General features: G+C 60.5%; 26 protein-coding genes. 16 read left to right on the plus strand and 10 right to left on the minus strand.

Features of this window, described 5'->3' with window-relative positions; genetic code table 11:
- Window positions 1-5 precede the first annotated feature (5 nt).
- The gene (locus IP85_RS01755) at window positions 6-1,415 is read left to right on the plus strand and encodes a helix-turn-helix transcriptional regulator (RefSeq protein ID WP_054147930.1); all 1,410 of its coding nucleotides are present in this window, start codon (window positions 6-8) and stop codon (window positions 1,413-1,415) included.
- Between the two features lie 986 nt (window positions 1,416-2,401).
- Window positions 2,402-2,665: a PbsX family transcriptional regulator gene (locus IP85_RS22110; RefSeq protein WP_245280783.1), complete on the plus strand. Its 264-nt coding sequence runs from the start codon at window positions 2,402-2,404 to the stop codon at window positions 2,663-2,665.
- A gap of 12 nt (window positions 2,666-2,677) precedes the next feature.
- On the opposite strand, the gene IP85_RS01765 is transcribed toward IP85_RS22110, so the two are convergent.
- The 5 genes from IP85_RS01765 to IP85_RS01785 all read right to left on the minus strand — a co-directional run bounded on the left by IP85_RS01765 (window position 2,678) and on the right by IP85_RS01785 (window position 6,415).
- Window positions 2,678-3,751, minus strand: a complete 1,074-nt coding sequence (locus IP85_RS01765) for an enoyl-CoA hydratase/isomerase family protein (RefSeq protein WP_054147932.1) — start codon at window positions 3,749-3,751, stop codon at window positions 2,678-2,680.
- A 72-nt stretch (window positions 3,752-3,823) separates the two neighbouring features.
- Window positions 3,824-4,780 (minus strand): D-2-hydroxyacid dehydrogenase, encoded by a 957-nt coding sequence (locus tag IP85_RS01770; protein WP_054147933.1) that lies wholly within the window; start codon window positions 4,778-4,780, stop codon window positions 3,824-3,826.
- Between the two features lie 59 nt (window positions 4,781-4,839).
- On the minus strand, window positions 4,840-5,466 hold the full coding sequence (locus IP85_RS01775) for a glutathione S-transferase family protein (RefSeq protein ID WP_054147934.1): 627 nt from the start codon (window positions 5,464-5,466) through the stop codon (window positions 4,840-4,842).
- A complete protein-coding gene (locus IP85_RS01780) occupies window positions 5,466-6,137 on the minus strand; it encodes a Rieske (2Fe-2S) protein (RefSeq protein WP_054147935.1) in 672 nt (223 codons plus the stop codon). The genes IP85_RS01775 and IP85_RS01780 overlap by 1 nt, the downstream gene beginning before the upstream one ends.
- On the minus strand, window positions 6,134-6,415 hold the full coding sequence (locus tag IP85_RS01785) for a hypothetical protein (protein WP_197277974.1): 282 nt from the start codon (window positions 6,413-6,415) through the stop codon (window positions 6,134-6,136). The genes IP85_RS01780 and IP85_RS01785 overlap by 4 nt, the downstream gene beginning before the upstream one ends.
- A gap of 116 nt (window positions 6,416-6,531) precedes the next feature.
- Between IP85_RS01785 and IP85_RS01790 the strand changes: the two genes are divergently transcribed.
- Entirely contained in the window at window positions 6,532-7,389 is an 858-nt protein-coding gene (locus IP85_RS01790) for an aromatic ring-hydroxylating dioxygenase subunit alpha (RefSeq protein ID WP_054147936.1), read from the plus strand.
- 63 nt (window positions 7,390-7,452) lie between these two features.
- Here IP85_RS01790 and IP85_RS01795 read toward each other — a convergent pair whose 3' ends face one another.
- Window positions 7,453-7,650, minus strand: coding sequence for a CsbD family protein (locus tag IP85_RS01795; protein WP_054147937.1), 198 nt, complete (start codon window positions 7,648-7,650; stop codon window positions 7,453-7,455).
- A 218-nt stretch (window positions 7,651-7,868) separates the two neighbouring features.
- Between IP85_RS01795 and IP85_RS01800 the strand changes: the two genes are divergently transcribed.
- A complete protein-coding gene (locus tag IP85_RS01800; protein ID WP_054147938.1) occupies window positions 7,869-8,222 on the plus strand; it encodes a DUF883 family protein in 354 nt (117 codons plus the stop codon).
- 2 nt (window positions 8,223-8,224) lie between these two features.
- Window positions 8,225-8,668 carry a hypothetical protein gene (locus IP85_RS01805; protein ID WP_054147939.1) on the plus strand — a complete coding sequence of 148 codons (444 nt, stop codon included), beginning with the start codon at window positions 8,225-8,227 and terminating at the stop codon, window positions 8,666-8,668.
- A gap of 51 nt (window positions 8,669-8,719) precedes the next feature.
- On the opposite strand, the gene IP85_RS22335 is transcribed toward IP85_RS01805, so the two are convergent.
- Window positions 8,720-8,917, minus strand: a complete 198-nt coding sequence (locus tag IP85_RS22335) for a NepR family anti-sigma factor (RefSeq protein ID WP_082347546.1) — start codon at window positions 8,915-8,917, stop codon at window positions 8,720-8,722.
- A 152-nt stretch (window positions 8,918-9,069) separates the two neighbouring features.
- On the opposite strand from IP85_RS22335, the gene IP85_RS01810 reads away from it, so the two are divergent.
- From IP85_RS01810 to IP85_RS01830, 5 genes are all read left to right on the plus strand, one after another.
- The gene (locus tag IP85_RS01810) at window positions 9,070-9,864 is read left to right on the plus strand and encodes a response regulator (protein ID WP_054147940.1); all 795 of its coding nucleotides are present in this window, start codon (window positions 9,070-9,072) and stop codon (window positions 9,862-9,864) included.
- Window positions 9,865-9,963: 99 nt separating this feature from the next.
- Window positions 9,964-10,941 (plus strand): sensor histidine kinase, encoded by a 978-nt coding sequence (locus IP85_RS01815; protein WP_082347547.1) that lies wholly within the window; start codon window positions 9,964-9,966, stop codon window positions 10,939-10,941.
- Between the two features lie 45 nt (window positions 10,942-10,986).
- Entirely contained in the window at window positions 10,987-12,048 is a 1,062-nt protein-coding gene (locus IP85_RS01820) for a putative zinc-binding metallopeptidase (protein ID WP_054147942.1), read from the plus strand.
- A gap of 88 nt (window positions 12,049-12,136) precedes the next feature.
- Window positions 12,137-12,466: a hypothetical protein gene (locus IP85_RS01825; protein WP_245280784.1), complete on the plus strand. Its 330-nt coding sequence runs from the start codon at window positions 12,137-12,139 to the stop codon at window positions 12,464-12,466.
- 2 nt (window positions 12,467-12,468) lie between these two features.
- On the plus strand, window positions 12,469-12,660 hold the full coding sequence (locus tag IP85_RS01830; RefSeq protein WP_054147943.1) for a hypothetical protein: 192 nt from the start codon (window positions 12,469-12,471) through the stop codon (window positions 12,658-12,660).
- Window positions 12,661-12,736: 76 nt separating this feature from the next.
- On the opposite strand, the gene IP85_RS21820 is transcribed toward IP85_RS01830, so the two are convergent.
- Window positions 12,737-12,901, minus strand: a complete 165-nt coding sequence (locus tag IP85_RS21820; protein WP_069043330.1) for a DUF1328 domain-containing protein — start codon at window positions 12,899-12,901, stop codon at window positions 12,737-12,739.
- A 104-nt stretch (window positions 12,902-13,005) separates the two neighbouring features.
- On the opposite strand from IP85_RS21820, the gene IP85_RS22600 reads away from it, so the two are divergent.
- On the plus strand, window positions 13,006-13,281 hold the full coding sequence (locus tag IP85_RS22600) for a NepR family anti-sigma factor (RefSeq protein ID WP_054147944.1): 276 nt from the start codon (window positions 13,006-13,008) through the stop codon (window positions 13,279-13,281).
- On the plus strand, window positions 13,278-13,844 hold the full coding sequence (locus tag IP85_RS01840) for an RNA polymerase sigma factor (RefSeq protein WP_054147945.1): 567 nt from the start codon (window positions 13,278-13,280) through the stop codon (window positions 13,842-13,844). Before IP85_RS22600 ends, IP85_RS01840 begins: the two co-directional genes overlap by 4 nt.
- Here IP85_RS01840 and IP85_RS01845 read toward each other — a convergent pair.
- Window positions 13,812-14,207, minus strand: a complete 396-nt coding sequence (locus IP85_RS01845) for a hypothetical protein (protein ID WP_156322697.1) — start codon at window positions 14,205-14,207, stop codon at window positions 13,812-13,814. The genes IP85_RS01840 and IP85_RS01845 overlap by 33 nt on opposite strands.
- Window positions 14,208-14,308: 101 nt before the next feature.
- Between IP85_RS01845 and IP85_RS01850 the strand changes: the two genes are divergently transcribed.
- The gene (locus IP85_RS01850) at window positions 14,309-15,088 is read left to right on the plus strand and encodes a Crp/Fnr family transcriptional regulator (protein WP_069043332.1); all 780 of its coding nucleotides are present in this window, start codon (window positions 14,309-14,311) and stop codon (window positions 15,086-15,088) included.
- A gap of 70 nt (window positions 15,089-15,158) precedes the next feature.
- Here the strand turns inward: IP85_RS01850 and IP85_RS21825 are convergent, their stop codons facing one another.
- Complete coding sequence (locus tag IP85_RS21825) at window positions 15,159-15,323, minus strand: DUF1328 domain-containing protein (protein WP_069043333.1); 165 nt, start codon at window positions 15,321-15,323, stop codon at window positions 15,159-15,161.
- A 262-nt stretch (window positions 15,324-15,585) separates the two neighbouring features.
- Between IP85_RS21825 and IP85_RS01855 the strand changes: the two genes are divergently transcribed.
- The 3 genes from IP85_RS01855 (at window position 15,586) to IP85_RS01865 (ending at window position 19,519) form a co-directional block, all read left to right on the plus strand.
- Window positions 15,586-17,157, plus strand: coding sequence for a Re/Si-specific NAD(P)(+) transhydrogenase subunit alpha (locus tag IP85_RS01855; RefSeq protein ID WP_054147948.1), 1,572 nt, complete (start codon window positions 15,586-15,588; stop codon window positions 17,155-17,157).
- A gap of 21 nt (window positions 17,158-17,178) precedes the next feature.
- Complete coding sequence (locus IP85_RS01860; RefSeq protein WP_054147949.1) at window positions 17,179-18,678, plus strand: NAD(P)(+) transhydrogenase (Re/Si-specific) subunit beta; 1,500 nt, start codon at window positions 17,179-17,181, stop codon at window positions 18,676-18,678.
- A 130-nt stretch (window positions 18,679-18,808) separates the two neighbouring features.
- Complete coding sequence (locus tag IP85_RS01865; protein WP_171901598.1) at window positions 18,809-19,519, plus strand: outer membrane protein; 711 nt, start codon at window positions 18,809-18,811, stop codon at window positions 19,517-19,519.
- Window positions 19,520-19,525: the final 6 nt, after the last annotated feature.

Below are 19,525 nucleotides of genomic sequence, written 5' to 3' on the forward strand. Positions count from 1 at the left end.
GCGAAATGGCCATCGGGAAACTCTTCATCGGCCGCAAGGTCCGCGACATCCGCCAGGCAAACGGGGCCACCCAGGCGCAGTTTGCCGATATGGTCGGCATTTCCACCAGCTATCTCAACCAGATCGAAAACAACCAGCGCCCGGTTTCGGCCTCGGTGCTGCTGTCGTTGGCAGAAAAGTTCGGCATCGATATCACCGAGCTCTCCTCCGGTCAGAACGACCGGCTCCTTTCGGCGCTGACGGAGGCGCTCTCCGACCCGCTGTTCGAGACCTATTCGCCAAGCCTGCAGGAACTGAAGCTCGTTACCCAGAATGCGCCTGGCTTCGCCCATGCGCTGATTGCCGCGCACCAGGCCTACCGGCGCGGCAATGAGCAGCTGGCCAGCCTCGACGACCGGCTGGGTGCGGCCCCCAGCCAGGAAGTGACGCCTTACGACGAGGTGCGCGACTTCTTCCATTTCGTCGACAATTACATCCACGATCTCGACCTCGCCGCCGAGCAGCTGGCGACAGAGCTGAAGCTCGGGGAGGGGGAGAATTACGCGGCCCTTTCAGGCCATCTCGAAGCGAAACACGGCGTGCGCGTGGTGCGCGGCGAGGCGGGCGACGAGGCGATCCGCCGCTTCGATCCGGTGGGGCGCATCCTGACCGTCAGCCGTTATGCCTCGGCGCCAACCCGCGATTTCCAGATCGCCATCCAGATTGCCCAGCTGGCGGCTGCCACCAAGATCGACCAGGTGCTGAAACAGGCGAATTTCCGCAGCGAAGAGGCGGTCGAGATCTGTCGCATGGGGCTCTACAACTATTTCGCCGGCGCCCTGATCCTGCCCTATCGCAGCTTCCTCACCGCGGCGCGGGATCTCCGCCACGACATCGAACTGCTCGCCGCCCGTTTCGAGGCCTCGCTCGAACAGGTCTGCCATCGGCTTTCGACCCTGCAGCGGCCGGGCCTCAAGGGCGTGCCGATCTTCTTTGCCCGCATCGACCGGGCCGGTAACATCACCAAGCGGCACAGTGCTGCCCGCCTGCAATTCGCCCGTTTCGGGGCGGCCTGTCCGCTGTGGAATGCGCATCAGGCCTTCGAGACGCCGGGCCGGATCATCCGTCAGACAGCGGAGACGCCCGATGGCGTGCGCTATCTCTGCATCGCGACGCAAGTGTCAAAAGGCTCCGCCGGCTTCCGCGCCGCCAATCCGCGCTACGCGCTCGCGCTCGGCTGCGAGATCTCCTATGCCGGCGCCTTCGTCTATGCCGACGACCTCGACCTCTCCAACCGCGGCGCCTTCGACCCGATCGGCATTTCCTGCCGCATCTGCGAGCGCGTCAAATGCACCAGCCGCGCCGTGCCGCCGCTGAAAAGGAAGCTGGTGGTGGATCATCGGGTGCGGAACCCGATGCCGTATGAGATTGAGTAGGGTGATTTCGCCAACTGGAACGATTTGGCCTTTGGGTTGGGCGAATCGTCGCCTGCAATCGATCCTAAGCTGCCATTTGGTGCAGCTGTGCGTGGATTTTCAGAAGGCCCAACTGGTGAAATCGCAAAGCTCGTCATCAGGGTAGGCGCCCTGATTTATTCATCGGCCTATTTTGTGATGTCGTAAGTGTTGTGCACGCTGTGGATAAGCCGTTTCCGTGTTCATGTGATAGGGTGCGTAACCTAAATTACCTTCATCAAGCAGCTATCGCTTCAGATGGAGAAAGATGCAACATGGGTGAATACATAAATCAGATCGTAGTCGACGCGTCACCGTATGTGGCGTTGATCAGCCTTTACATTCAACTGCACGTTATTTTCTATTTTCACGATCGGCGCTAGGATTGATTCAATGAGTCGAGGGCTAGGGAATGTGGAAAGGCTTGTTCAAGATTATTTGCTGTCAAACTCGTTTATGGCGAGGACGGACAGGATAGCATATTCCATATTTTATGCTGAAAAAAATAATAACCGTTATTTTGACTATGATGATTATTACTATCACGGCGAAAGTTTTTTGACGCGGCTGAGTGCCAGTCAAATTTCAAGTGTACGCCGAGCTCTATCTAGTCTTCACAGGAAGGGGCTAGCTTTTAAGACACTCAAGGACAGTCGATGCTATGTCTTGTGGGGGTCCAAAGCAACATTCATGTATTATCTGAATGAATATGGATGGATGTACAAATGCCATACTGCCGACAAGCATCCTCTAATCCGAATAAATTATCACATCCGTCAAGAAGCGTTGGGTGAATAAATGCGACATGTTCCATGCTACAAAGTTGCCTGATTGGTGTGACCGTAAATGACGTAGAGCGATTGCCGCTCAGGTCCCTTGCGGCACACGGTCGCCGTTATCGGTTGCGTTCTTGATGCAGCGGCCATTTTCAAGACTGCGAGCTCGAGTTGCCGCAAATGGAGAGTGTCGTGTCGTTCAAGAGAAAGATCCGCAGACAAGGCAACTCCGCTATTCTCTGCATTCCGACCGCACTCCTGCGGCGCTTGAATGTGGAGCAACACGACCTTCTTACGCTCGATGTCGAGGATGGTGTCTTGGTCGGTCGGCCGGTTGCCCGCCCAATCCGACGTTATACCCTGGCCGAACTCTTGGTCGGCGCGGATCAATTGGCCCAGCTCAACGCTTCTGTCCGCGAGCATATGGACTCACCGCTCGTCGGTCGCGAACTCTAGCCATCCCCAACCCTACCCAAACAACCGCTCATCCCTCGCAACAAAAAACGCCTCGACGCTCTCCGGCGCCACATTTTCAAGCGTCGCCGGGGACCATTTCGGGTTCCTGTCCTTGTCGATGATCGCAGCCCGGATGCCTTCGTAGAAGTCGGGGACCTTGACCACTTGGCAGGTGCCGGCGAATTCGCGTTCGAGGCAGGTTTCAAGATCGACTGAATGGCGCGCTTCGCGCAGCAGGCGGAGCGTCACCTTGAGGCTGGTCGGCGATTTCGCGCGCATGGCGGTGAGGGTGCGCGTCGCGAGGTCTCCGCCTTCCTCCTCTAGGGCTGCGACGATCTCCTCCACCGTGTCGAAGGCGAAGCAGCGGTCGATCATGTCGCGGCCTTCGGAGAAGATGCCTTTCGGGCCGTCCACCGTGTAGTCGCGGATCGTCGAGGCGATCGATTGGCCAAGTGCGGGTGCAGGTAGGGCGGCGATCCGCTCCAGCAGTTCCGCTACGCGGTCCTGCGGAACATACCAGTCGGCAAAGCCCGCGGTGATGGCATCCGCGCCGTTCACCGCCTCGCCGGTTAGGCCCATCCAGGTGCCGAGTTCGCCGGGTGCGCGGGAGAGCAGCCAGGTGGCGCCGATATCGGGGAAGAAGCCGATACCGGTTTCGGGCATGGCGAGTTTCGTCGTTTCGGTGACGATGCGGTGGCTGCCATGGCTGGAGACCCCGACGCCGCCGCCCATGGTGATGCCGTCCATCACGACGATGTAAGGTTTCTTGAAGCCAGCGATGCGGGCATTCAGGCGGTATTCGGCCTTGAGGAAGTGGGAGGCCTTGCCATCGCCGGCCTTGCCGCTTTCATAGAACATCCTGATGTCGCCGCCGGCGCAAAGCCCGCGCTCGCCCTCGCCGGTGACGAGCACGGCTGCGACTTGCGGGTCGGCCTCGAAGGCATCGAGTGCCTTGCCGAAATCCAGGATCATGTCGTGGGAGAGACTGTTCAGCACACGTGGTCGGTTGAGTGCCACAAGGCCGAGCGCGCCCTTTTTCGCCGTCAGAATTTCCCCGCCCTGATAGTCCGCCTCCAGATAACGCATGCCGTCCTCCCTTGTCTTTTGAGAGAGTTAGATATGCGTCGCGGCCAAAGGGCAAGGGCTGCCTTGGTTGGATCAGGTCACGAGATTGCGCGGGGTCCCTGCGAGAAAGAGCTCGATGTTCTCGATCAACTGGTCGGCCAGCGCCTGGATCGCCTCGCGACTTGCCCAGGCAACGTGCGGCGTGAGGATGACGTTTTCTCTGTTGGCAATGCGCATCATTGGGCTGTTTTGTGCGGGCGGTTCGCCGTCGGTGACGTCGAAGCCGGCGCCTGATATCTGGCCGGCATCGAGGGCCTTTTCCAGCGCCAGTTCATCGACCAGACCGCCACGGCCGGTGTTGATGAGCAATGGGCGGCGCTCCATCAGCGCGAATTCCCGCTCACCGATCACGCCGCGGGTTTCCCGTGTCAGCGGGCAGTGGAGGGTGATGACGTCAGAGCGCTTCAGGACCTCGTCGAAGGCTGTCTGGCCCGGCTTCAGTTCTGTTGCGCCGCGACGACCGGCGGCCAGCACCGTCATGCCGAAGGCCTCGGCGATCTTTCCCACCGACTGGCCAAGAGTGCCATGGCCGATGATCCCGAGCGTCGAGCCACCGAGGTCGGCGATGGGATAATCGAAATAACAGAATTGGGCGGCCTGCTGCCAGCGTCCCTCGATCACCGACTGGCGATAGGGCAGGATCGACCGACGCAGCGCGAGCATCAGGGCGAAGGTGTGTTCGGGCACCGTGTGCTTGGCGTAGTTCCTGATGTTGCAGACGGCTATGCCACGCGCCTTGGCCTCGGTGAGATCGACAATGTCGGTGCCGGTGGCGGAGACGGCGATCAGCTTCAGCTTCGCGGCGCCGGCCAGCGCCTCGGCACGGACAGGGGCCTTGTTGGTGATCACGACATCCGCGTCGCGGATGCGCTCAGCCACTTCATGCGGGGCGGTGCGGGCATGGACCACCATCTCATGCGGCATGGAGGGCGCGCGGACCACGGTTTCCGGCGAAAGCGTGTCGCGGTCGAGAAAGACGATGCGGATCATGGCGAACCTCCCTGCTGGTCCTCCGACCTAGCCGAGGCGTTTTCGGCCAGCAAGGCAGGTCAGTGGTAATCCGGTACGCCCGGCATGGTGATGAAGCGTGGAAGCGCGCGGAAGCGGCGCAGCCAGCGGCGAAGGGCCGGGTATTCGTCGTGGTCGGTGCCGCAGTCGCGCGACAAAGCGAAGCTCGGAAGGAGTGCCAGATCGGCCAGCGTTGGGGTGTTGCCGACGAACCAGTCCGAACCTTCGACCTGCCGCAGCGTCATGTGGTCTTCCATGATGCGGAAGGCTTTGCGGGCTGCCTTGAGATCCGCCTCGCTTGCGCCCTCTGAGGTGAAGAGAGCTGCCTCGCGGGCGTCCACGGCGTGCTTCAGTTCGCGGTCTGAGAAGCCCAGCCATTGCTGGACGCGGCCGAAGTCTGCGGCATCGGCCGGCAGCCAACCACTGTCGGGCGCATGAGCGCGGACGAGATAGGCGAGGATCGCAGCCGTGCCGAAAAGCCTGACGTCGCCGTCCTCAAGAATGGGCAGCGTGCCGGTCGGGTTGAGCGCCAGCATATGCGGCATTTCCTGCTCGCGGCCGGGTGCCTTGTCGATGGCAACCGTTTCGAAGGAGAGGCCGAGCATGGAGAGGAGAAGGCGAACGCGAAAGCCGTTTTCGTCGAGATGGTAATCGTAGAGCCTGATCATCAAGCTGCCTCCACCATCTGGGCTTCAACGCGGTTGCGCAGCTCCGTGGCCCAGAGGATCAGGTCGCGGCGAAGGGCTGCGGCGGTGTGTCCGGTCACCGTGATGTGCAAGGCGGTCCGGCCGGCGTTGCGGGGTTGGGCTGCGATCAGGACGGTCACGTCGTTCCCTTGCAATGTCACTGTGCCGGTCTCGCTCTCGACCGGCCGGTACCCCTCGGGTGGGGCTGCCGTCACCGCCAGCAAAGCCGCGTTCGTCGACAGGTCGAGGAAGAGGCTGCGAACTGGTTCGGCGGTCTCGGGTATTGTCGAGAGCTCAGCCGCATCTGCCCCATCCGGCGCCATCCAGACGATGCCGGCGCGTTCGGTTGCGGCAAAGGTCGGGACCTTGATGGTCTGGGGTACCTCGAGATCGGGATGGGCCGGGATGTAGCGACATTGGCCTGACGTATCGTAGCGCCAGCCGTGATAGAGGCAGGCGATGTGGTCGCCGCGCACGAAGCCGAAGCTCATGCGCATGCCGCGATGCGGACAGCGGTCCTCCCAGACGTGGATTTCGCCCTCGTCGTCACGCCAGACGACGCGCTCCTCGCCATTGACGAGTGTTCCGGCAGAGGTGCCGGTTTCGATGTCGGCGGAGAGGGCAACGGGGATCCAGGGAGAGGCTGATGTCATGATGCGGCCTTTGCGGGCAGGTCTTCGTCGGTTTGAAATCTTGATACGTCAAGCACGATGCTGTCATAGGGGCCGAGGCTGACCGCCATTTCGAAGGCGTCGATCAGGGCTTCCGGTCCCGACAGCGTCAAGCGACAGCGATCGTGGTCGCAGGCCGCAATCGTCAGCCCGAGCGACAGGCGTGCCGCGCGATGTTCGGCAAACGCAATGAAGCCCTGCGGCTCCAGCCTCCCGGAAAAGGTGAAGCCGACGGTTTTATGGTCGGCTTTCGCCGTCATCGGATGGGGATCAGTGTTGCCTTGCAATTGTGCGCGCTCTAATTTTTGGGCAATCTAGCGGCGGGCGAGATCGGGTTTCAAGCGGTTTCTCCCGTGCTCCAGAGGAAAGACAGATTATGCAGAACGGTATCGACAAGGCGTCGCTTGATCAGTGGTATGTGCTCGATACCGAGGCGGTGATCCCGGTTGGTCGATCGCAGAACCGGCTGCTCGGGACGGATCTCACCGTCGTCAAGCAGGCGGATGGGGCGATCGAGGTCTTTGCCCAGGGGCGGGCGGAGCCGCTTCCGCTACGCCATCGCTTCGGCTTTCTCTGGGCGACACTGGGCCAGCCCGAGCGCGAGATCTTTCCGCTGCCGGAGGCCGACGAGCCTGATAGACGCTACGTGCCCTGCGGTGTCGTCACCGTGAAGGCATCAGGTCTTCGCATCGTCGAGAACTTTCTCGACATGGCGCATTTCCCCTTCGTCCATACCGACGTTCTGGGGGCAGAGCCGCATACGGAAGTGCAGAGCTACGATGTCGAGATCCGGCGCGAGGAAGACGAGGTCTGGGCGACCAACTGCACCTTCTTCCAGCCGCAGGCCGCTCTGTCTGCGTCTGACGGCATTACCACACAATACATGTACCGGGTGATGACGCCGTTCACCACGATCCTCTACAAGACATGTCCCAACGCCACCAATCGCTGGGATGTCATCGGGCTCTTCGTCCAGCCGCTCGATCCGGGCCGCTGCCGCGCGCATCCGATCATGTATCTGATCGACGATGTCTCCACGACGACGGAGCTTATCCATTTCCAGCAGATGATCTTCCTGCAGGATCGCATCATTCTGGAAAACCAGCGGCCGGTGCTTCTTCCGCTGGAGCCGCGCAAGGAGATCCCGACTAGGGCAGATGCCTCGTCCATCGCCTATCGCCGCTGGCTGAAAGAAAAGGGTGTGACCTACGGCGCAAGCACGGTGGCTGCCTGAGGCACAACAAAAAACCCGGAAGCAGGTGCTTCCGGGTTCCGGGCATTCTAAAACCTGTCAGTCTCAGCTGCGGCTCATCCAGTCGTCGATCTCGCGATCGGCTTCTTCCTGGGTCTTGCCATAGGCAGCCTGGATCTTGCCGGAGAGTTCCGTGCGCTTGCCGGCGATGACGTCGAGATCGTCACCCGTAAGCTTGCCCCACTGGCTCTGGGCCTTGCCCTTGAACTGTTCCCAATTGCCTTCGATCTGATTCCAATTCATCGGATTTCTCCCGTGTTGGTGAAATGTCGAGGCGTGATGTCCTCGGCGCTGAAAACGTCGGCGGCCGGACGGAAGTTCCACTGTCCAGTAAGGGGCGCGTCAAGATTCGGGTCGGCCTTGCCATGGCTAAGAAAAGCCCGGGTACATGATGGAACACTCGCCCTGTCTCGGCGTTCTTGTTGTGAACTGCATTTCATGAACAAGCGAAGGAGAATTCCATGGCCCAGGTACCGAGCGCCTCCAAGAGCAAGATCGAAGCGACGGCAAACGATTTCGCGGACCGCATCGAAGACACGGCGAATACGGCGGGTACCGCAACCAGCGGTGACGTCCAGGCCGACCTCGAGGCCCTGCGCCGCGATATCGCTGCGCTGACCCAGACCGTTGCCTCCTTCGGTGGCGGCAAGATCCGTCAGGCCGGTGAAACCTCGCAGGAGTACATTGACAGCGCGCGCGAGCGCTTCATGAATGCCGAAGAAGACATCGAGGCCTATGTTCGCGCCAAGCCGCTTCAGTCGCTCGCCATGGCAGCCGGCGTCGGCTACGTCCTTGCGCTTCTCAGCCGGCGCTGATCATGCTGCCACTCCTTAGACAACTAGGCATCGTCGCCTTTGGCAAGGTGCGGCCGACCGCCAACAAGGTCGGGCGCTCAGTGATGGCGGGTGCGATCGCCGGTGTGTTGGGGCTGACGACCTATGTCGCGCTGCTTCTGGCGCTCGGATTCTATCTGAGCGGCGTGATCGGTCCAGTCTATGCGGCTCTGGTCATTGCTGGCGTGACGGCGCTTTGCGCCATCATCGTCATTGTCGTGGTTCAGGCGATCAACCGTCGCGCCGAGCGGCGCATGGAAGCCCGTCAAAGGGCTGCAAGGGCACGGCTGCCTGATCCGATGACGCTGCAGCTATTGGCCGGTGTGCCGGCGCTGATGAAGGGACGGTCCCTGCTGACTGCCGCGGCGATTGCAGCGGTCGCCTACGGGGTCGCCAAATCGCAAGGTATCGGCAGCGATCGTGATTAACGAACGCTTTTGATTGCAGGCTGGGCTTTTCGAAGCCCGGCCGTCGACATGTCAGGGTTTCCTGGACCTGGCTTCTGCTTCCGCGTCGTGAAGCCTTTCAAGCAGGTCGAGAAGATGTGAGGGAGTGCCTTCTTCGACGATGCTGTCGTAGTATCCACGAAGCTTTGAAGCTATGAGCGCGTTCGTGTTTTGCCGCTTTGCCTCGGACAGTTTCTTCGATTTTTTTCCATCCGGAGGGCCTTCAGCCATGTCTGTCCAGTTCCGTCAGTTTGCCAAGCGAGACGACAATTAACGTGATAAGCCCGAAGAGGCAAAAAAGTTCCAAAGACGATGGAACATTTTTTTCCGAGCCGCGTTTTCTGGCGAGTCCGCACCTTTATCCATTTCGATTGGAGAACTGCATGTCCCTTACTGCCCGCGTCGCTGTCCATCTTCCCTACCTGCGGCGTTATGCTCGCGCCGTCACCGGTTCGCAGACTTCCGGAGATGCCTATGTCGCAGCGGTCCTGGAAGCGCTGATCGCCGACATCTCCATTTTTCCCGACACTGGTGATGACCGTGTCGCTCTCTACAAGCTGTTCGTGACGATCTACGATTCAACCAAGGTCGAGCTTCCGACGATCACCTCGCCCTTTGCCTGGGAAAAGCGGGCCGCCGCCAACCTTGCATCGGTGCCGACGCGCGCGCGCCACGCCTTCCTTCTGATCACGGTCGAAGGCTTCACCACCTCTGAAGCGGCCAGTGTGCTGAGCGTCGGCGAAGCCGAATTCAACGCGCTCTTCAACGAGGCCTCGATGGAAATCTCCCGCCAGGTGGCCACCGATATCATGATCATCGAAGACGAGCCTCTGATCGCGCTCGACATCGAGCAGATGGTCGAAGACCTCGGTCACCGCGTGACCGGCATCGCCCGTACCCATGCCGAAGCCGTCGATCTCTACAAGCGTACCAGCCCGAAAATGGTCCTCGCCGACATCCAGCTTGCGGATGGAAGCTCGGGCATCGATGCCGTGAACGACATCCTCAAGGTCGATAGTATCCCGGTCATCTTCATCACGGCATTCCCGGAACGTCTGTTGACCGGCGAGCGTCCGGAGCCTGCCTTCCTGGTCACCAAGCCGTTCAACCCCGACATGGTCAAGGCTTTGATCAGCCAAGCGCTTTTCTTCAACGAGCGCGTGACCGAGCAGGCTTGATATAGCTCTTTTGGGGCATAGGTTAGAGCGAGGAATGGACCGGCAGACGGAGCCGGTCCCAGATGCCGATAATGGCGGAGCAGGCAATTGGTACATCGGTTGACATGGTTTGAACCTCAGCGCGGCGACGAACAGCTGCGGGAGTTCTTCATAACCGCGCTCATCGATATGGGCGCCAGCCTCACCCTTCAGGATAAAGATGGTACCTATGTCTGCATCACCTCGCTGCCGGCTCGCTGGCGGCTGGCGGCGGGCGCAACTCCGTCCGACGACACGATCTTCGGGCCGGAGATCGGGCAAAAGCTCGCTGAGCTGAAGTCCGGGCTCGATAAGGCCGGGGATCATGCGGAGCTCGAGATCGAAGCTGGAGACGATACTTTCTTCGAATTCCGCTGCCGCATGGTCGAGATGGCGGATCACGACTTGCATCTGATCACCGTCGTCATCGATCGCACCGAAGACCGGCGTCGTGAAAGGCTTTTGCGCGCACTGCTGCGGGAAGTCAGCCACCGGTCGAAGAACCTTCTCGCCATCATCCAGAGTATCGCATCTCAGACGGCCCGTTATTCCGGGACGCTGGACATGTTCCTCGGAAAATTCCGGGGCCGGCTGCATGCCCTGTCCCAGTCGCAAGACCTGATCACCGACTCCAGCTGGCGGGGGGCCTATTTCCGCGATCTCCTCAAGCAGCAGGTCGATCGCTACGTTCAGGAAAACGCCGATCTGGTCCATGTGTCCGGCGACGACGTTCTTCTGACACCCAATGCTTCGCTGCATATCGGGCTTGCCCTGCATGAGCTGGTTGTCAATGCCGTCAGCCATGGCGATTTCCTGCAGCGGCGTCAGCCGATCGAGGTCTCGTGCCGGAAGCTCGAAACGCCCGCGGGTCCGGTGGTGGTGATCGTCTGGTCCGAACCATTCACCGCGCGCGAAAACGAAGAAGTCAAGGCGGCCCGCTTCGGCAGCACCGTGCTGGAACGCGTTGTTCCATCTTCGGTGAACGGCGAGGCGCATCACGAACTGACGGACGGACAGGTGCGGTACGAGCTGCGCTTTCCGCTCGAGATCTTCGACTGATCCTTTGGCGCCCCCGCGGGTGTCCTTTCATGGAAAGATACGGTCATGCGCCTGTTCAGTTGCAGCAACTGTTCGAACGTCGTGCATTTCGAAAATGACGGCTGCGTCACATGCGGCGCGCGTCTGGCCTTCCGTCCGACAAGTCTCGACATGGTGGCGCTGGATGCTTCTGGCACGCATGCACTGAACCAGGGTATGACGGCAACTGGTAGCACTCGGCCTTGCGCCAATGCAGCCCTCGGTGGGTGCAACTGGCTCGTTGAAGATGAGGACGACAGCGGCTTTTGTGTCGCCTGCCGGCACAATGTGACGATCCCGGATCTGTCGGTGCCGGAAAACCTGCAAAACTGGCAGAGGATCGAGCTTGCGAAACGCGGGCTGTTCTATTCGCTACTGCGGTTCAGGCTGCCGCTGGTGACGCGTAAAGCCAATCCCGAGCAAGGTCTGGGGTTTGAATTCCTCGCAGACGATCCGGCAGACGGCAGTGACGGACCAGTGCTGACCGGTCATGCCGAGGGCCTGATCACGCTGAACATCGCCGAGGGTTCCGACGCAGAACGTGAGGCACGGCGTGTGGCGCTCGGAGAGCCCTTCCGCACTCTGCTTGGCCATTTCCGCCATGAGGTGGCCCATTATTACTGGAATGTCCTCGTGCGGGACAGGAATGCCTTCGAGGCCTTCCGGAGTGTGTTCGGCGACGAGCGGGCCGATTACGGCGAGGCTCTGAAACGCCACTATGCCGAGGGGCCTCCGCTAGGTTGGGAGAACAGCTTCATCTCGGCCTATGCCGCGAGCCATCCTTGGGAGGATTTCGCCGAGACCTTTGCCCATTACTTCCACATCGTCGATGCACTCGACACGGCGGATGCCTTCGGCCTCAGAACCAATCCCGATGTCGAGGCCGATCTGCCGGCGATCGAGTTGACGCGAACCTTCGACAGCTATGGCATGGGCAGTGCAGGCGCCCTGATCCGCGCCTGGGTGCCGCTGACGCTGGCGATCAATAGTATCAATCGCAGCATGGGGCAGCAGGATCTCTATCCCTTCGTGCTGTCCGAGCCGGTGATTGGCAAACTCCACTACATTCATGGCCTGATTCGCTCATAAACCCCGGCAGAACAGGCGTCTCACGCCGTTGTTCCCGGAACTGTCGTGCAGTCTTCGCGTTAACCTTCAGGTAACACGGAGAACGATCATGAACAGTATGGCTGCCCTAATGGTCATTGTGGCCTGCCATCCGCAAGACACCACCTGTCTGCAGGACCCGGTCGCTGTTATCTCCTATGATACGGACGAGGCTTGCTATGGCGCGCTGCCGAAAGAACTTAAGCGCGCTCGGGCCATGGCCGAGATCATCTATGGGGATTGTTTCCCCGTGAGTGCCGATCTGATTGCTGGTCGAAACATCCGTCAGACGATCGACCCGAACAAGCTCGCGGTGCTCGGCGCACCTGTTTCAACCGCGGGCCCTGCCGAAGCGCAGGCCTTGGTGCCGCCCGTCCCAGCCGAACGTTATGGAGAATGAAGATGAAGCCCGAAGCCTCGGCGGAACCTAAGTCCGTCAATATCGACTCGCAGAACCGCCATGTCGCACAGCAGGCTGGCCTCGACCAGGACCTCGAATCTCAGGTGCCGCCCCGCTACGGCCCCTTCACCGTCACGACGCTCGGCGTCATTCTCGTCCTGCTATTCGCCGCTGTCGTCTGGATCATGCTCTGAGCTTTGATCCGAATTTGTCCCATGAAAAAAGGCCGCTTCTTCGGAAGCGACCTTTTTTGCTACGTTAGCTTCCCGTTCACGCCTGACGGAAGAGCCGCATGGCGAGCGAAATGAGGAAGAGAATGATGAAGATACCGAAGAGGATCTTGGCGATACCAGCCGATGCGCCAGCGATTCCACCGAAGCCGAGGACGCCAGCGATCAAGGCGACGACCAGAAATACGAGTGCGTAATAAAGCATATTGGGTTCTCCTGTTTCGATGCCGGTTGAACGTTGGCTACCGGGCTTTGTTCCATCGGGATCACGGTTTCGAGAGCGGCGCAGCGTTGAAATAAAAAAATTGCATGTTCGGGAACCTTCTGCGCCCTTTGGCGTTGTCAGGCGACACTGTTTCAAACCCGTTGGACCAAATGACAGAACATTCGAAGAAAGCGCCGGCTACGAACGGGCTGCCTGGAATGGCCGCCTTTCATCCCGGCGTGTCCGCGCAATTGCGCGAATACTATCAGTCGGTACAGGAAGAAGGGATTCCGGATCGGTTCCTCCAGCTCCTGGAGCAACTGGATGTGGCCGAACGCCAGGCCAGTGAGTCCACTCGCATCAAGGACAATGCTCGATGACCGTTGACGAGAAGTCGATCGCCCGCTCCTTCAAGCGCGACCTCTTGGCAGCGCTGCCAAACCTGCGTGCCTTCGCCGTATCGCTGACCGGCCGCCATCACGTCGCCGACGATCTGGTGCAGGACACGATCATGAAGGCATGGGCGAAGCAGGATCATTTCGAGCCCGGCACCAACATGAAGGCCTGGCTCTTCACCATTCTTCGCAACGAATTCTATTCGCAGATGCGCAAGCGTGGGCGCGAGGTCTCCGACACCGACGGCATCTTCACGTCGCAGCTCTCCACCCATCCGCAACAGTATGGTTCACTCGACCTGCAGGACTTCAAGCGTGCACTTGATCAGTTGCCGAGCGACCAGCGCGAGGCGATCATTCTCGTGGGCGCTTCCGGCTTCGCCTATGAAGAAGCCGCCGAAATCTGCGGTTGTGCCGTGGGTACCATCAAGAGCCGCATCAATCGGGCGCGCAACAAGCTTCAGGAGATCCTGGGTGTGAGCGGCGAGGGCGATTACGGCCCCGATGCGCACAGTTCAGCGGTCATCAAGAAGGCCTTCGCCGTCTGAGGGCCCGTGACCATGCGCCGCTTTCAAAACCGCCGCAGCCAGTTCATGGGCCTGCGGCGGCTTTGTGACCAGCGGATGAGCGGTCACGATGCTTGGGATGTCGGTGAAATGGCCGTAGGACGACAGAAAGACCGGCTTCGCGCCGGCTTTCATGATCAGGTCTGCACGTTCCACATTCAAGGACTCGTGCAAGACTGCGTCGATGATCACCACATCGAATGCGGTCGTCTGTACGGCCTCCGCCAGGCGGGCCAGCGGGGCGATGGTCACATCGCAAGGCAGATCGTCGAGAAGAATGCGCTCCACCTCCATGGCAATCAGATACTGGTTCTCGGCAACGAGAACGCGGAGCGGCGCAGTCATCATGGAACTTCCTTTTGTCAGGAGCGCGTTATGGGACGTGCCCCGACGAGCGTCATTTAAAAAAGACATGTGCAGCCTTCATTGTTCCAGCCTGGAACAGCATGACGGACAAACGAGGTTATCCCGTGGCAATTGAACCGCGTCACTCTCCCATTCGCATCAGCTGTTTCGAATGTCCCTTGCGGCAGATGAAACGGTTCCGCCCCTTCACTGAAGCGGAACTGGAGTTTGTGTCCACCTTCAAGCGCGGCGAGCTCGCTGCCGATCCCGGGACCACGGTCCTCGTCGAAGGCGCGCGCAGCGCACATCTCTACACCGTGCTTTCCGGTTGGGGCTTTCGCTACAAGATTCTCGAAGACGGCCGACGGCAGATCCTGAACTATATCGTACCCGGTGACATGATCGGCTTGCAGGGCGCAGTGATGGCCGAGATGCAGCATTCGGTGGAAGCATTGACACCCATGACGCTCTGCGTCTTCGAAAGAAGTCGCCTGTTTTCCCTGTTCGAGTTGCATCCGGGGCTGGGCTTTGATCTCACCTGGCTTGCCGCGCGCGAAGAGTCCATTCTCGACGAACATCTGCTCAGCATCGGACGCCGGTCTGCGCTGGAAAGGGCTTCCTACCTCCTCGCTTTCCTGTTCGACCGTGGGATGAATTCCGGCATTCTCGGCGACAATCACCGCCACATTCCCGTGACGCAGATGCATTTTGCCGACACGCTCGGGCTCTCGATTGTCCATACTAACAAGACGCTGAAGAAGCTCGCCGACCGGGGGCTCATTCGCTGGCGCGAGCGGGGCTGCGACATCGTCGACCCGCTCGGCCTGCAGGAGATCTCCGGCTGGACCCCGGACGAGCAAAGAGTAAGGCCCCTGATCTGATCGGGGCGTACAAAAAGGCCCGCATCGCCTGGGTAGCGTGCGGGCCTTTTCACGTCTGGGTAAACTCTCGTCAGGCGACGATGAGGACGCCGGTGAAAAGCGCGATGATCATGACGATCAAGACGATGAAAATCAGGATCTTGGCGACGCCAGCCGAGGCGCCGGCCACGCCCCGAAAACCGAGCAGGCTTGCGACGGCGGCGATCAGAAGAAGGATGAGGATCCATTGCAGCATGTGGGTCTCCTTGGTGCGTTGTTCCCTTGGGAAACAGGGCCAGCGGTCAATTGTTCCATTGGGTGTCGGCGGGAGCCGCGCGTGTGCGCTGCAACAAAAATCGGTTTAAGCGGATAAGCCTAGGGACAAAACCGTCATTTGTTCTCGGAGCTGGACTAGACAGGGGGCCTTAGTTCTGGTCGTGTCCGCGATCGGAGAGTCCTTCGACTTTGGGCGAAGGACAGTAGGTAGAACCCGTTCGAACGGAGTTTGGGAGATGGGATTGAAGATCGGATCGCCAAGGGAGATTTATGCCGGTGAGGCCCGCGTCGCGATGACGCCGGACAGCGCCACACAGTTGCAGAAGCTCGGCTATGAATGCGTGATCGAAAGCGGTGCAGGCAAGGCTGCGGGCTTGTCCGACGACGCCTATCGCGCCGCCGGCGTGACAGTGGTCGAGACGGCCGCCGCGCTTTACGAAACGGCCGACATCATCGCCAAGGTGCGTCCCCCGGAAACGGCTGAAGTCGATCGTCTCGGACCTGGCAAGACCCTGATCTCCTTCTTCTATCCGGCCCAGAACACGGCTCTGCTCGAGCAGGCCAAAGACAAGGGCGCGACCGTCGTTGCCATGGACATGGTGCCGCGCATCAGCCGCGCCCAGAAGATGGACGCCCTATCGTCGATGGCCAATATCGCCGGCTATCGCGCCGTGATCGAGGCCGGCAACAATTTCGGCCGCTTCTTCACCGGTCAGGTGACGGCGGCTGGCAAGGTGCCGCCGGCCAAGGTTCTGGTGATCGGTGCAGGCGTCGCCGGTCTGGCCGCGATCGGCACCGCGACTTCGCTCGGCGCCATTACTTATGCCTTCGACGTCCGCCCTGAGGTCGCCGAGCAGATCGAAAGCATGGGCGCGCAGTTCGTCTATCTCGAATTCGAAGCCACACAGGACGGCGCGGCAACGGGCGGCTATGCAGCCCCTTCTTCGCCGGAATTTCGCGAAAAGCAGCTTGCCAAGTTCCGCGAACTGGCGCCCGAGATCGACATCGTCATCACCACGGCCCTGATCCCGGGCCGGGATGCTCCGAAGCTCTGGCTGGCTGACATGGTCGCCGCAATGAAGCCCGGCTCCGTCGTCGTTGACCTCGCGGCAGAACGCGGCGGCAATTGCGACCTGACCGTGCCGGATCAGAAGATCGTTTCCGAGAACGGTGTCACCATCGTCGGCTATACCGACTTCCCGAGCCGCATGGCCGCGCAGTCGTCGACGCTCTACTCGACCAATATCCGCCACATGATGACCGATCTGACGCCGGCCAAGGACGGCGTTGTCGCGCACAACATGGAAGACGATGTCATCCGCGGCGCCACCGTCACCAAGGACGGCGAGATCACCTATCCGCCACCGCCGCCAAAGATCCAGGCGATCGCGGCTGCGAAGCCCAAGGAAAAGGTGAAGGAGCTCACGCCCGAGGAGAAGCGGGCGCAGGAAATCTTGGCCTTCAAGACCCAGACCCGCAATCAGGTGGCGCTGCTCGCCGGTGGCGGTGCGCTGATCCTGCTTGCCGGTCTTTATGCGCCCGCCAGCTTCATGAGCCACTTCATCGTCTTCGTGCTCGCCTGCTTCGTCGGTTTCCAGGTGATCTGGAATGTCAGCCACTCGCTGCACACGCCGCTGATGGCGATCACCAATGCCATCTCCTCGATCATCATTCTGGGTGCCCTGATGCAGATCGGGTCCGGTAACTTCCTGGTTATCATCCTCGGTGCGCTGTCGGTCCTGATGGCCGGCATCAACATCTTCGGCGGCTTCATGGTGACACGGCGCATGCTTGCCATGTTCCAGAAGTCTTGAGTTAGGGGAGGGGACACACACATGGAATACGGATTCACCACAGCGGCCTATGTCGTCGCAGCCGTTCTCTTCATCCTGTCGCTCGGCGGTCTGTCCGGCCAGGAAAGCGCCAAGCGCGCTGTCTGGTACGGCATCGTCGGCATGGGGCTTGCCGTCGTCGCAACGCTTTATGGTCCTGGTGCGGGCAACTGGTTCGTCTCAGTCGTCATGATTGCCATTGGCGGTGGTATCGGCTGGGTCGTTGCCCAGCGCGTGCAGATGACGGAAATGCCGCAGCTCGTGGCCGCCATGCATTCGCTGGTCGGTCTCGCCGCCGTCTTCATCGGTTTCAATGCCGAGATCGAGATGTGGCGCATCGCCAGCACACTAGCCGACGCCGGGCTCACCGGCTGCGATCCGCTGAGCGCTGCGGCCTGTGCGGCCCAGGCCGGTCAGGCGACGGTGTTTGGCGATTTCGGCGGCTTCGCCCTGAAGATTGCCGAGAAGACCAGTGCCGAGATCGCCGTTCTGAAGATCGAGGTCTTCCTCGGCGTCTTCATCGGTGCCATCACTTTTACTGGCTCTGTGGTCGCTTATGGAAAGTTGGCGGGTAAGGTCAACACGACGGCCAAGCAGCTGCCGGGCGGTCATATGCTCAACGCGGCTGCCGCCCTTGGCTCCCTGATCCTGCTGGTCCTCTACTTCCAGGGCGCCGGCAGCTGGACGCTGATCCTGATGACGCTTCTGGCGCTCTTCATCGGTTACCACCTGATCATGGGCATCGGCGGCGCCGACATGCCGGTCGTCGTCTCCATGCTGAACAGCTATTCCGGCTGGGCGGCAGCGGCCATCGGCTTCTCGCTGTCGAACGATCTCCTGATCGTCGTCGGCGCGCTGGTCGGTTCGTCCGGTGCCATCCTCTCCTACATCATGTGCAAGGCGATGAACCGCAGCTTCGTCTCGGTCATCCTCGGCGGCTTCGGCGGAACCACGGGACCGCAGATGGAAGTCGTGGGCGAGCAGATCGCGATTGACGGCGATGGCGTGGCCAATGCGCTCAATGATGCGGACTCGGTCATCATCATCCCGGGTTACGGCATGGCAGTCGCCCAGGCACAGCAGTCGGTGTCGGAACTGACCCGCAAGCTGCGTGCTTCCGGCAAGACGGTGCGCTTTGCGATCCATCCGGTTGCCGGCCGTCTGCCAGGCCACATGAACGTGCTGCTCGCCGAAGCCAAGGTTCCCTATGACATCGTGCTGGAAATGGACGAGATCAACGAAGACTTCCCCGAAACGGATGTCGCCATCGTCATTGGCTCGAACGACATCGTCAACCCGGCCGCCCAGGAAGACCCGAACTCGCCGATCGCCGGCATGCCGGTTCTGGAAGTCTGGAAGGCAAAGCAGGTGTTTGTCTCCAAACGCGGCCAGGGCACCGGCTATTCCGGCATCGAGAACCCGCTGTTCTACAAGGAGAACACGCGCATGTTCTACGGTGACGCGAAGAAGTCGATCGACAGCATCCTGCCGTTGATCAAGTAAGCTTCGGATCAGATCGTAACTGTAAAGCCGGGTGGTGACGCCCGGCTTTTTTCTTCCATGGGTTGCTAGGAAAACCGGACGTTAACCATAAGCCACTTAGATTGTGGCCAGTGTGATCGCAGGAGTTTTCGTGAGCATCAGGTTGTTTCTTGCCGGTATTTCTGCCGGGTTTATCACAACGGCAGCGACGGCAGCCGACCTTAATTCATCTAATGCACCACTACCGCTGCCGCCACAGGGCGATGTCGCTGATATCATTCACGACTGGGGCGGCGGCTATATCGGTGTTGTCGGCGGTGGCGCCGTCGGCGAAGTGGAAACGCAGACCGGCTCGGGCACGCTGTTTTCCGAAACGCCCTTGCGCGGCGGCCTCGCCGGCGTGACTGCGGGCTATAACATCCAAAACGGCAACATGGTCTATGGTGTCGAGGCGGATGTTTCCTGGGCGAAGATTAAGGGCGACAAGGCCTGTGCAGGCTTCCCCTCCCAGAACTGCTACTACGAGCTGGGCTGGCAAGGTACGGCGCGCGCGCGCGTCGGTGTGGCCATGGACCGCACGCTTCTATATGTGACCGGTGGTCTCGCCGTGGCCGGTGGCAAGGGCGGCGTCGATCCGGTGGTCGGCGCGATCAACGGGCAAGACCAGCAGACCTATTTCGGTTACGTCGCCGGCGTGGGAGCTGAATATGCCATGACCGATGCGCTGAGCTTCAAGGCTGAGTATCTTTATACCGATTACCGTCAGCGCACCTCGCCGCTCGGGACTGTCAGCCCGACGGATAGCTACAAGTCCGACCCGTCGAGTCACCTGATCCGGGTTGGCGTCAATTACAGGTTCTGATTGCGC

Source organism: Rhizobium sp. AAP116 (assembly GCF_001295785.1).
Taxonomy (GTDB): domain Bacteria; phylum Pseudomonadota; class Alphaproteobacteria; order Rhizobiales; family Rhizobiaceae; genus Allorhizobium.

What these genes read in the sequence shown, in the direction of transcription:
- IP85_RS01755 (WP_054147930.1), top strand. Translation starts at nt 6, where the DNA reads ATGGCCATCGGGAAACTCTTCATCGGCCGCAAGGTCCGCGACATCCGC.
- IP85_RS01765 (WP_054147932.1), bottom strand. Translation starts at nt 3,751, where the DNA reads ATGCGTTATCTGGAGGCGGACTATCAGGGCGGGGAAATTCTGACGGCG.
- IP85_RS01770 (WP_054147933.1), bottom strand. Translation starts at nt 4,780, where the DNA reads ATGATCCGCATCGTCTTTCTCGACCGCGACACGCTTTCGCCGGAAACC.
- IP85_RS01775 (WP_054147934.1), bottom strand. Translation starts at nt 5,466, where the DNA reads ATGATCAGGCTCTACGATTACCATCTCGACGAAAACGGCTTTCGCGTT.
- IP85_RS01780 (WP_054147935.1), bottom strand. Translation starts at nt 6,137, where the DNA reads ATGACATCAGCCTCTCCCTGGATCCCCGTTGCCCTCTCCGCCGACATC.
- IP85_RS01785 (WP_197277974.1), bottom strand. Translation starts at nt 6,415, where the DNA reads ATGACGGCGAAAGCCGACCATAAAACCGTCGGCTTCACCTTTTCCGGG.
- IP85_RS01790 (WP_054147936.1), top strand. Translation starts at nt 6,532, where the DNA reads ATGCAGAACGGTATCGACAAGGCGTCGCTTGATCAGTGGTATGTGCTC.
- IP85_RS01795 (WP_054147937.1), bottom strand. Translation starts at nt 7,650, where the DNA reads ATGAATTGGAATCAGATCGAAGGCAATTGGGAACAGTTCAAGGGCAAG.
- IP85_RS01800 (WP_054147938.1), top strand. Translation starts at nt 7,869, where the DNA reads ATGGCCCAGGTACCGAGCGCCTCCAAGAGCAAGATCGAAGCGACGGCA.
- IP85_RS01805 (WP_054147939.1), top strand. Translation starts at nt 8,225, where the DNA reads ATGCTGCCACTCCTTAGACAACTAGGCATCGTCGCCTTTGGCAAGGTG.
- IP85_RS22335 (WP_082347546.1), bottom strand. Translation starts at nt 8,917, where the DNA reads ATGGCTGAAGGCCCTCCGGATGGAAAAAAATCGAAGAAACTGTCCGAG.
- IP85_RS01810 (WP_054147940.1), top strand. Translation starts at nt 9,070, where the DNA reads ATGTCCCTTACTGCCCGCGTCGCTGTCCATCTTCCCTACCTGCGGCGT.
- IP85_RS01820 (WP_054147942.1), top strand. Translation starts at nt 10,987, where the DNA reads ATGCGCCTGTTCAGTTGCAGCAACTGTTCGAACGTCGTGCATTTCGAA.
- IP85_RS01825 (WP_245280784.1), top strand. Translation starts at nt 12,137, where the DNA reads ATGAACAGTATGGCTGCCCTAATGGTCATTGTGGCCTGCCATCCGCAA.
- IP85_RS01830 (WP_054147943.1), top strand. Translation starts at nt 12,469, where the DNA reads ATGAAGCCCGAAGCCTCGGCGGAACCTAAGTCCGTCAATATCGACTCG.
- IP85_RS21820 (WP_069043330.1), bottom strand. Translation starts at nt 12,901, where the DNA reads ATGCTTTATTACGCACTCGTATTTCTGGTCGTCGCCTTGATCGCTGGC.
- IP85_RS22600 (WP_054147944.1), top strand. Translation starts at nt 13,006, where the DNA reads ATGTTCGGGAACCTTCTGCGCCCTTTGGCGTTGTCAGGCGACACTGTT.
- IP85_RS01840 (WP_054147945.1), top strand. Translation starts at nt 13,278, where the DNA reads ATGACCGTTGACGAGAAGTCGATCGCCCGCTCCTTCAAGCGCGACCTC.
- IP85_RS01845 (WP_156322697.1), bottom strand. Translation starts at nt 14,207, where the DNA reads ATGACTGCGCCGCTCCGCGTTCTCGTTGCCGAGAACCAGTATCTGATT.
- IP85_RS01850 (WP_069043332.1), top strand. Translation starts at nt 14,309, where the DNA reads ATGACGGACAAACGAGGTTATCCCGTGGCAATTGAACCGCGTCACTCT.
- IP85_RS21825 (WP_069043333.1), bottom strand. Translation starts at nt 15,323, where the DNA reads ATGCTGCAATGGATCCTCATCCTTCTTCTGATCGCCGCCGTCGCAAGC.
- IP85_RS01860 (WP_054147949.1), top strand. Translation starts at nt 17,179, where the DNA reads ATGGAATACGGATTCACCACAGCGGCCTATGTCGTCGCAGCCGTTCTC.